Origin of the sequence: Streptomyces sp. ICN903, assembly GCF_022015835.1 — a bacterium.
Lineage (GTDB): Bacteria > Actinomycetota > Actinomycetes > Streptomycetales > Streptomycetaceae > Streptomyces > Streptomyces fenghuangensis.
Genome location: NZ_JAKMAY010000009.1, coordinates 13,980 through 21,572, shown reverse-complemented (window position 1 = coordinate 21,572; position 7,593 = coordinate 13,980). Strand labels below are relative to the sequence as shown.

At 76.9% G+C, this 7,593-nt stretch carries 8 protein-coding genes; 4 read left to right on the top strand and 4 right to left on the bottom strand.

Annotation, left to right across the window (positions count from 1 at the left end; all coding sequences use genetic code 11):
• Both L7D48_RS01985 and L7D48_RS01980 read right to left on the bottom strand, forming a co-directional pair.
• The coding region (locus L7D48_RS01985; protein ID WP_237876761.1) for a hypothetical protein at positions 1-1,131 on the bottom strand (1,131 nt) is incomplete at its 3' end.
• Positions 1,131-2,285 (bottom strand): hypothetical protein, encoded by a 1,155-nt coding sequence (locus tag L7D48_RS01980; RefSeq protein ID WP_237876759.1) that lies wholly within the window; start codon positions 2,283-2,285, stop codon positions 1,131-1,133. The genes L7D48_RS01985 and L7D48_RS01980, both read right to left, overlap by 1 nt.
• 278 nt (positions 2,286-2,563) lie before the next feature.
• Here L7D48_RS01980 and L7D48_RS01975 point away from each other — a divergent pair, with 278 nt between their 5' ends.
• Entirely contained in the window at positions 2,564-3,172 is a 609-nt protein-coding gene (locus tag L7D48_RS01975; protein ID WP_237876757.1) for a histidine phosphatase family protein, read from the top strand.
• Positions 3,173-3,193: 21 nt separating this feature from the next.
• Here the strand turns inward: L7D48_RS01975 and L7D48_RS01970 are convergent, their stop codons facing one another.
• Positions 3,194-4,636: a hypothetical protein gene (locus L7D48_RS01970; protein WP_237876754.1), complete on the bottom strand. Its 1,443-nt coding sequence runs from the start codon at positions 4,634-4,636 to the stop codon at positions 3,194-3,196.
• Positions 4,637-4,866: 230 nt separating this feature from the next.
• Here L7D48_RS01970 and L7D48_RS01965 point away from each other — a divergent pair, with 230 nt between their 5' ends.
• Both L7D48_RS01965 and L7D48_RS01960 read left to right on the top strand, forming a co-directional pair.
• The gene (locus L7D48_RS01965; RefSeq protein ID WP_237876796.1) at positions 4,867-5,214 is read left to right on the top strand and encodes a hypothetical protein; all 348 of its coding nucleotides are present in this window, start codon (positions 4,867-4,869) and stop codon (positions 5,212-5,214) included.
• Positions 5,215-5,269: 55 nt separating this feature from the next.
• Positions 5,270-6,148 carry a spermidine synthase gene (locus tag L7D48_RS01960; protein WP_237876752.1) on the top strand — a complete coding sequence of 293 codons (879 nt, stop codon included), beginning with the start codon at positions 5,270-5,272 and terminating at the stop codon, positions 6,146-6,148.
• 32 nt (positions 6,149-6,180) lie between these two features.
• On the opposite strand, the gene L7D48_RS01955 is transcribed toward L7D48_RS01960, so the two are convergent.
• Positions 6,181-6,729, bottom strand: a complete 549-nt coding sequence (locus tag L7D48_RS01955) for a hypothetical protein (RefSeq protein WP_237876750.1) — start codon at positions 6,727-6,729, stop codon at positions 6,181-6,183.
• Between the two features lie 102 nt (positions 6,730-6,831).
• Here L7D48_RS01955 and L7D48_RS01950 point away from each other — a divergent pair, with 102 nt between their 5' ends.
• Positions 6,832-7,554: a response regulator transcription factor gene (locus tag L7D48_RS01950; RefSeq protein WP_237876748.1), complete on the top strand. Its 723-nt coding sequence runs from the start codon at positions 6,832-6,834 to the stop codon at positions 7,552-7,554.
• Positions 7,555-7,593 lie beyond the last annotated feature (39 nt).

Below are 7,593 nucleotides of genomic sequence, written 5' to 3'. Positions count from 1 at the left end.
GAACGCCTCCCCGGCCATCCGCCGCTGAGCCATCACCAGAGGGTCGTCCAGCGCCTCCTGGGCGGCCAGTTCGGCCTGGGCCGTCTCCCGCGCGGCGAGCTTGCGGGCCGCCGTCACCGCGTCGTCGCGCCTGGGCTGCGGCGGCTCGCCGGCGCGCACCCGGTCGCGGTGGGCGGTGTAGGACCAGCGGTCACGCTTCCAGCGGTCGGCGACGTGCGCGCCCGGCGGCAGCGCGCGCAGCAGGTCCAGGCCCTGCCACACCGCGTCCCAGGTGGGCCGCAGCTGGGAGGCGACCAGTTCGCGGATCTCCGCCTCGGCGCCGGGCAGCCCCGCGTCGTACCGCGCGACGGCCGGGGCCAGGCGGCGGTTGTCGAAGGCCGGGTCGGTGGCCGGGCCCGCGGGCGGGGTGAGCAGCAGCCCGTCGCGGTCGCGGGCCAGCTCGGCGCGGAGGGCTGCCTCCGCGCCCGACTCGCCCTCCCCGGCGGTGATCCAGGCCAGCAGGGCGCCCAGGTGCTGGTCCTCCAGACGGCTCTGGCCCGTGGCCCAGTGGCGGCCCAGCACCTCGGTGACGGCCAGCAGCAGCGAGGAGCCGGGCACCCGGGCCCGCTCCCCGTAGTGCGTCAGGCCCCGCCCCAGCAGCGGCAGCCGGGGCGGGGCGGGGTGGGCGGCCCGCGGGTCCTCCTCGGCGGTGCGGCGGAAGCGCATGGACCGGCCCAGCAGCCGTACGTAGGCGACGCCCGCGGTGCTGGGCACGACCAGCTGCGGCGCGTCCGCGCACAGCTCGACCTCGACCTTCGCCTTCCTCCCCGTCTCCGGGTCGGTCTCGGAGCGCTCGACGAGCTCCACCTCGTCCTGCGCGGATTCCAGATGGGGCAGTACGGCGTCGGCCAGCTCGGCGAGGAAGGCGAAGCGCAGCGTTCGGTCGCGCGGCTGGGGGACGACCAGCAGACGGGGCGCGTCCCGGTCCGTCCCCACCATCGCGCCCAGCGGGGCGCCGACCTCGCCGGCGGTGGTCAGCGGCACCAGGACCAGGGGCCGCTCGGCCAGGTGCCGGTGGCGCACCGTCGCCACGGGCCGCGCCCGGCCCGCGGCCGCGGCCTCGATCCGGGCCAGGGTGGTCACCAGCGACATCAGGGCCTCCCCGCGGCCGCGAGGGCCTCGGCCCGCAGCCTGGCCGCGCGGCGCAGCGCGGCGGCGGCCGGATCCCCGGCGGGCTCGTCCGGGGAGTGGTCCGCGGTGTCGCGCGCCTCGCCGCGGGCGGCCGCCAGGACCGCCTCGACCGTGGTCAGTCCGCCCAGCTCCCCGCGGACCTCGCGGCCCAGCACCTCCACCGAGCCCTCGGACCGGGCGCGGTCGCGGCAGTGGAAGGCCAGTTCGCAGGTGGACAGGCACTGCGGCGCGTAGGCGGCCGGCACCGACTCGACGGAACCGGCCAGTTCGGCGGGCGGGCGGGCCGGGTCGAAGGTGGCGCCCTCGGGGAGCGCTGCGGCGATCTCGTCCAGCCGCGTCAGCCGGGCGAGCTGCCGCCGGGTGGTGGCGATCTGCCTGCGCAGGTCGACCGCCTCGGCGGTGGGAAGGTTGGAGAAGTCCTTCGGGCAGACCAGCAGCGCCCGGTCGTCCACCCGGCCGCCGGGCGTGCTGAGCGCCTCCAGCGCCAGGGCGTAGACGGCCGCCTGCCGGGCCGCGGCGCCGACCTTGGCCGGATCGGCGGAACCGTCCAGGATCGGGAAGGACTTGATCTCCACCACCGTCCAGCGCCCGTCCGGGTGGACCGCCACCGCGTCGGGCTCCAGGTGCACGTGGGATCCGGCCACCTCCAGCCGCACCATCGGGTGGTCCAGCAGTGTCCAGCCGCCGTCGGCGGTGGCCCGCTCCAGCGCCTGCCGGGTGCGCTCCGCGCGCCCTTCCGGGCCGGGCGCCGACAGGTCGGGCACGGACACCTCGCCGGGCTCGGGGGCCGGGGTGTCCGCCGCGGCGGTGCGCGAGTGGACCAGGCGCATCAGCTCGGCGCCGCCGTCCCCCTTCACCCGTGCCTCGAAGGCGTGGCCGCGGACGAACGCGAACTGCGACTGCCCGAAGGGCGCGGGGGAGCCGAGCGCCTGCGCCAGCGCGCCCTTGTCCACCCCGGCGCCGTCCAGCAGCGCCCGGCGGCGGCAGCCCGGGTTGGCGGCCAGCGCGGCGAGCGCCCGCGCGTCCATCGGCCGGGGCGCGACGTCGGCGCCGCGCAGCTCGGCGAGCCGCCGCCGCAGGGCTGTCGTCGGTTGGCTGTCGGGGTTGTAGCTCACCCGCGGAAGTGTGGCATCCGCCTGTGACACCGGTGGAGTTGAGGTCGCCCGAAACCGCCGGAGCGGGCCGCTGCCCGCGAACGCGTCACCCGCCGGACGTTCGCGGCCCAGCCCGCCGACGTGCCCGGTGTGTGGTGGTCGGCGGTGCTCCTCACCCCCGTCCTCGCCGGCGGCGGACGGCCGATGTACGGGCTCGGCGCGACGGAGCACGGGCCCGGCGCGCGATGATGGCCGTGAGCCCGGCGGCGGTGCCGGGAGTCCCTTACGGAAGGCATGCAATGGCAGCGCGCATCCTGGCGGTCCGGCACGGCCAGACCGCATGGTCCCGGTCCGGGCGGCACACCGGCCGCACCGACGTCCCCCTGCTGGAGGAGGGGCGCGGCATGGCGCGGGCCCTGGGGGAGCGGCTCAGAGGCGCGCCCTGGGACGGGCTGCCGGACGTCGAGGTCCGCACCAGCCCGCTGTCGAGGGCCAGGGAGACCTGCGACCTGGCGGGCTTCGGGGAGCGGGCCGCCGACTGGGACGCGCTGCTGGAGTGGGACTACGGCGCGTACGAGGGGCTGACCCCGGACGGCATCAGGGAGCGGGCGGGGCAGGACTGGCTCATCTGGAGCGACGGCGTGGCCGGCGGCGAGCGCCTGGCGCAGGTCGCCGCCCGCGCCGACGAGGTGGTCGCCTGGGCGCGGTCGGCGGAGCGTGACGTGCTCGTCTTCGCGCACGGCCATCTGCTCCGGGTGCTGGGCGCGCGCTGGCTGGGCCTGGACCCGTCCTTCGCCGCACGGTTGCGCCTGGACGCGGGAGCGCTGTCGGTGCTGGGCTGGGCCTACGGGGAGCCGGCCGTGGAGAGCTGGAACGACCGGGGCCACCTGGACCGGCCGGGGCGGTGACGGACGGGCGGCGGGCCGCCGTCAGGCCGGCCGCGCCCTCTCGGCCATGCGGTCCAGGAAGTTTGCGACGGCCGGGACGCCCCGGTGGTGGCGCAGCCGCCGGGCGGTGCCGTCGAGCATCCCGCCGACGCGGGAGGAACGCACCTGCCCGAGCAGGTCCAGCGCCCGGCCGGCGGACCCGGCGGCCTCCTCCACCTCGCCCCCGCCGGCGAGGTCGCCCGCCAGTTCGGCGGTGAACAGGGCGGTGTTGCGCGTGAAGTGCGGATCCTGGAGGGCCACCGCGCGGCGCGCGCGGCGTGCCGCGCGCCCCCAGTCGCCCAGCGCCGCCCAGCACTGCGCCTCCAGACCGTTCAGTTCGGCCTCGCCGTAGAAGGTCATCCACTCCGGGTCGGCGTCGCGGGGGCCGTGCTCGAACAGCGTCCGCGCCCGACTCAGGGACTCCTCGCAGGCCGTGCGGTCGGCGAGGAGGGCCCAGCCGCCCGCCTCGCGCGCCGCCAGCAGCGACAGCAGCCGCGCCGAGCCCAGGTGGCGGGCGATGTGCTGCCCGGCCTGCGCGGCCCGTACCGCCTCCCGGGGGCGTCCGGCGTCGCGGGCGAGGAAGGAGGTGTTGCAGAAGGCGTGCGCCTCCAGGGCCGCGTCCCCGGCCACCCGGGCGATGGCCAGGGCCTCGGCGTAGTGCGGGCGGGCCTCGGCCAGACGGCCCGAGTCGTGGGCCAGCCAGCCCACGGACAGGGCCAGTTCACCGGTCCAGGAGTGCAGCCGGTCGGCGGTCGGCTGCCGCCGGGCACCCGCGTCCAGCAGGTCGTACGCGGTCCGCAGGGCGCCGTCGGCCCGGTGGTAGAGGCGGTCGGCGCCGTACCGGTCGTCGAGCAGCCGGATGCCGCGCACCGTCTCCTCGACGGCCGCGGCCTCGGCCGCGCCGGGCCGGCCGCTCCGGGCCGCGGCGGCGGCCGGGCGCGCCAGGGGGTCCAGGGACACCGCCGCCACTGCGGCCGGGCCGCCGGTCATGAACGCGCGACGCAGCACGTCGTTCTCCTCGTCGGTCGGGCGATCGCTCGGGCCGTGGCTCGGATCGCGGGTCGGGCAGGACGGCTCCGGGAGGGGGGAACCGGGGCGGATACGGGCGTCTTCGGGTGTGCCCGCGGTGTCGTACGCCCCTCGTCCGCGCGTGGCGCGCCCGCGAACCGCCTGACGGGGCTCGAAGCCCAGATCGGTCAGCGAGTACCCCGGGTACATGTGCAGGAACACGCGCTCGTAGGCGTAGTTGGGGCAGCGGATCTCCCCGGCCTCCACCCGCCCGACGTACCGGGCGTCACAGGAGACGTTCTCGCCTATCTCCCGGGCCGCCCTGCGGACGGCCGCCGCGAACTCCCCGGGCGAGAGCCGCCCGCGCAACCGCCGGAAGGCCAGATTGGGCTGGCGGCCCGGACCCGCCGGTGCTGAGGGTGACGGTGACGACGCCATGGCCGGGACCGTACCGGCCGCCTCACGGAAGATACGAGATGTTTTGCAGACAAACGGGATATCCAACACGTGATTTGCCATCAACTGCCATCCTTTGCGGCGGCATTGCGCCGTAGCGGTTGACAGACCGGTTCGTTGAGCCCTGTGTAGCGAACGTGGAGGACGACCCAGGAGGAGGTTCCCCCGTGCTGGACACCGGCTGCGAGACCGGCGGCCCGCCGCCCGCCGGAATGCCGGACGCGCCCTGTGAACTGGTGACCGTGCCCGCGCGGCACGGTCTGGAGGCCGTCGACATCCTGCGCCTGCGCGAGTGCGTGGGCCCGGTGCTGCACGACGGAGCGGGCGGCACCCTCGGCTTCCTGGTTCCGCCCGGCACCGCGGACGGATGGGACCTGCCGGGCAGCGTCTGCGTCCCGGCCCACCGCCGCTCCGGCCGGCCCTCGGACCCGCCGGTGGCGGGTACCGGATGGCTGGTGTCCCCGGAGAACGCGCAGGCGGGCACCACCGAGCCCGCGCGGCTGCGCGCCGCGCTGAGCGAGGCGGCCCGTACGATCGCCGCCGCCGAGGGGGGTTCCTGAGCACCGGAGAGGTCCCACGGGGCGCGGGTGGGCCGTACGGGTGATACTGGACCGTGTGGCGAGGAACGGACGGCGGCGCGAGGGCGGCAGGCGGACCAGGGAGCCGGTGAGCGAGCCGGTCGACGGCGGACTGGCCCAGCTCCTGCCGGACCCGGACCGGCCGCGCGCCTGGACGCTGCTGCTCGACGGCGCACCGCAGTCCCATGTGGACCTCGACGACCCGACGCACCTGGACTTCGAGTACCAGCGCCGGATCGGCCATCTGATCGACCTCGCCGCGCCGCCCGGACGACCGCTGCGGGCGGTGCACCTCGGCGGCGGCGGGCTCACCCTCGCCCGCTACACCGCCGCCACCCGGCCGCGCTCCACCCAGCAGGTCTTCGAGGCGGACGCCGCGCTGACCGCCCTGGTCCGCCGCGAGCTGCCGCTGGAGGGCGCCTGGCGGATACGGGTGCGCGGCGGCGACGCCCGCGCCGGGCTCGCGAAGCTCCCCGAGAACGGGGCCGACCTGATCGTCGCGGACGTCTTCGGCGGCGCCCGCACCCCCGCCCATCTGACCAGTGCGGAGTTCCTCGCCGAGGTCCGGCGGGTGCTGTGCCCCGGAGGGCTCTACGCCGCCAACCTCGCCGACGGGCCGCCGCTGGCCCACCTGCGCGCGCAGGTCGCCACCGCCGCCGCCGTCTTCCCCGAACTGTGCCTGATCGCCGACCCCGCCGTACTGCGCGGGCGGCGCTTCGGCAACGCCGTCCTGGCCGCCTCCGACCGGGCCCTGCCCGTGGCCGCGATCACCCGGCGCGCGGCGGGCGACCCGCACCCCGGCCGGGTCGAACACGGCCGCGCGCTGGCCGATTTCACCGGGGGCGCCGCCCCCGTCACGGACGCCACCGCCACCCCCTCGCCGCAGCCGCCCGCGCGGGTCTTCCAGCGGCGCTGAGCCCCGGTGCCGCACCCCGCCGCCCCGGGGCGTCAGCCCCCGTGCTCGTCGACCGTCACCCGCGGCGGGGTGCCGTCCCAGACGCAGAAGACCGACGACGCCTCCTCGCCCCGGGTGAAGGTGACCCGTATCCACCGGCTCCCCTGCCACACCCGCATCCCCCAGCCGGGGGCGGGGGAAGCGGAGACGAGGTCGGCCGAGTCCCGGCCCAGGTCGAAGGCGACCCGGCCGCCGCGCACCTCGCGGCTCTCCACGTTCCCGGACGTCCCGCCGGTGCTCGCGGTGCCCCCGCCCGGTCCGGCGTCCCGTCGGGCCCCGGCGGAGCCGCGCGAGACGGACGGCCCGGACGTCCCCGGCGAACGGGCGGTCGAGGACGCTCTGGGCCGCCGGGTGGAGGCGGTCTCCGGCTCGGGACTGTCGCGCGAGGCGGACGGCGCCGGCGTGTCCGAGGCCAGCGGCGGCATCCGCGGCAGGTCGTACGCGGCCTGTGACACCACGGTGCGCACACCGAACCAGGACAGGGTCACCGCCGACCCGGTGGCCAGCACCCACGCGCCCGCGTGAACCAGTCCTCGTCGCATCCCGCGCACCCTAGCCGCTTTTCCGAGTTCCTCGCGCTCGCGGCCGCGCGGCCGCGTCCGGAGCCTCCTCGATGCGCCCGCGCATGCCGTACCGTGCCGCCCATGGCACGTGTACTCGTCGTCGAGGACGACCAGTTCGTACGCTCCGCCCTGATCAGGCATCTGACGGAGGCCTCCCACACCGTACGCAGCGTCGGAACGGCCCTGGAGGCGCTGCGGGAGGTCGCGCACCTCGGTTTCGACGTGGTGATCCTCGATCTCGGGCTGCCGGACCTGGACGGGGCCGAGGCGCTGAAGATGCTGCGCGGGATCACCCAGGTGCCCGTGATCATCGCCACCGCGCGGGACGACGAGGCCGAGATCGTCCGGCTGCTCAACGACGGTGCCGACGACTACCTGGTCAAGCCGTTCTCCGTGGAGCACCTGTCCGCCCGAATGGCCGCCGTGCTGCGCCGCGCGGGCGCGGGCGGCGGAGGTGCGGGCGCGGAGGCGGACCGGGCGATACGGGCCGGCGGGCTGGTCATCGACCCGCTGCGGCGGCAGGCCGAACTCGACGGCCGCCCCCTGGACCTGACGCGCCGGGAGTTCGACCTGCTGGCCTTCCTCGCGCAGCGCCCCGGGGTCGTCGTGCCGCGCAGGGAGCTGCTGGCGGAGGTCTGGCAGCAGAGCTACGGCGACGACCAGACCATCGACGTCCATCTCTCCTGGCTCCGCAGGAAGCTGGGCGAGACCGCGGCCAACCCCCGCTATCTGCACACACTGCGCGGTGTGGGCGTCAAACTGGAGCCCCCGCGCGACTGCTCGCGGGAGTCCTCGCGGGAGTGAGCCCGGCCGCGGCCGCAGGGGGCCGGGGCGGTGGCGGGC

Coding starts and splice junctions, on each gene's coding strand:
- L7D48_RS01965 (WP_237876796.1), top strand. CDS start 4,867: ATGCCGGACGCGCCCTGTGAACTGGTGACCGTGCCCGCGCGGCACGGT.
- L7D48_RS01955 (WP_237876750.1), bottom strand. CDS start 6,729: ATGCGACGAGGACTGGTTCACGCGGGCGCGTGGGTGCTGGCCACCGGG.
- L7D48_RS01950 (WP_237876748.1), top strand. CDS start 6,832: ATGGCACGTGTACTCGTCGTCGAGGACGACCAGTTCGTACGCTCCGCC.
- L7D48_RS01970 (WP_237876754.1), bottom strand. CDS start 4,636: ATGGCGTCGTCACCGTCACCCTCAGCACCGGCGGGTCCGGGCCGCCAG.
- L7D48_RS01975 (WP_237876757.1), top strand. CDS start 2,564: ATGGCAGCGCGCATCCTGGCGGTCCGGCACGGCCAGACCGCATGGTCC.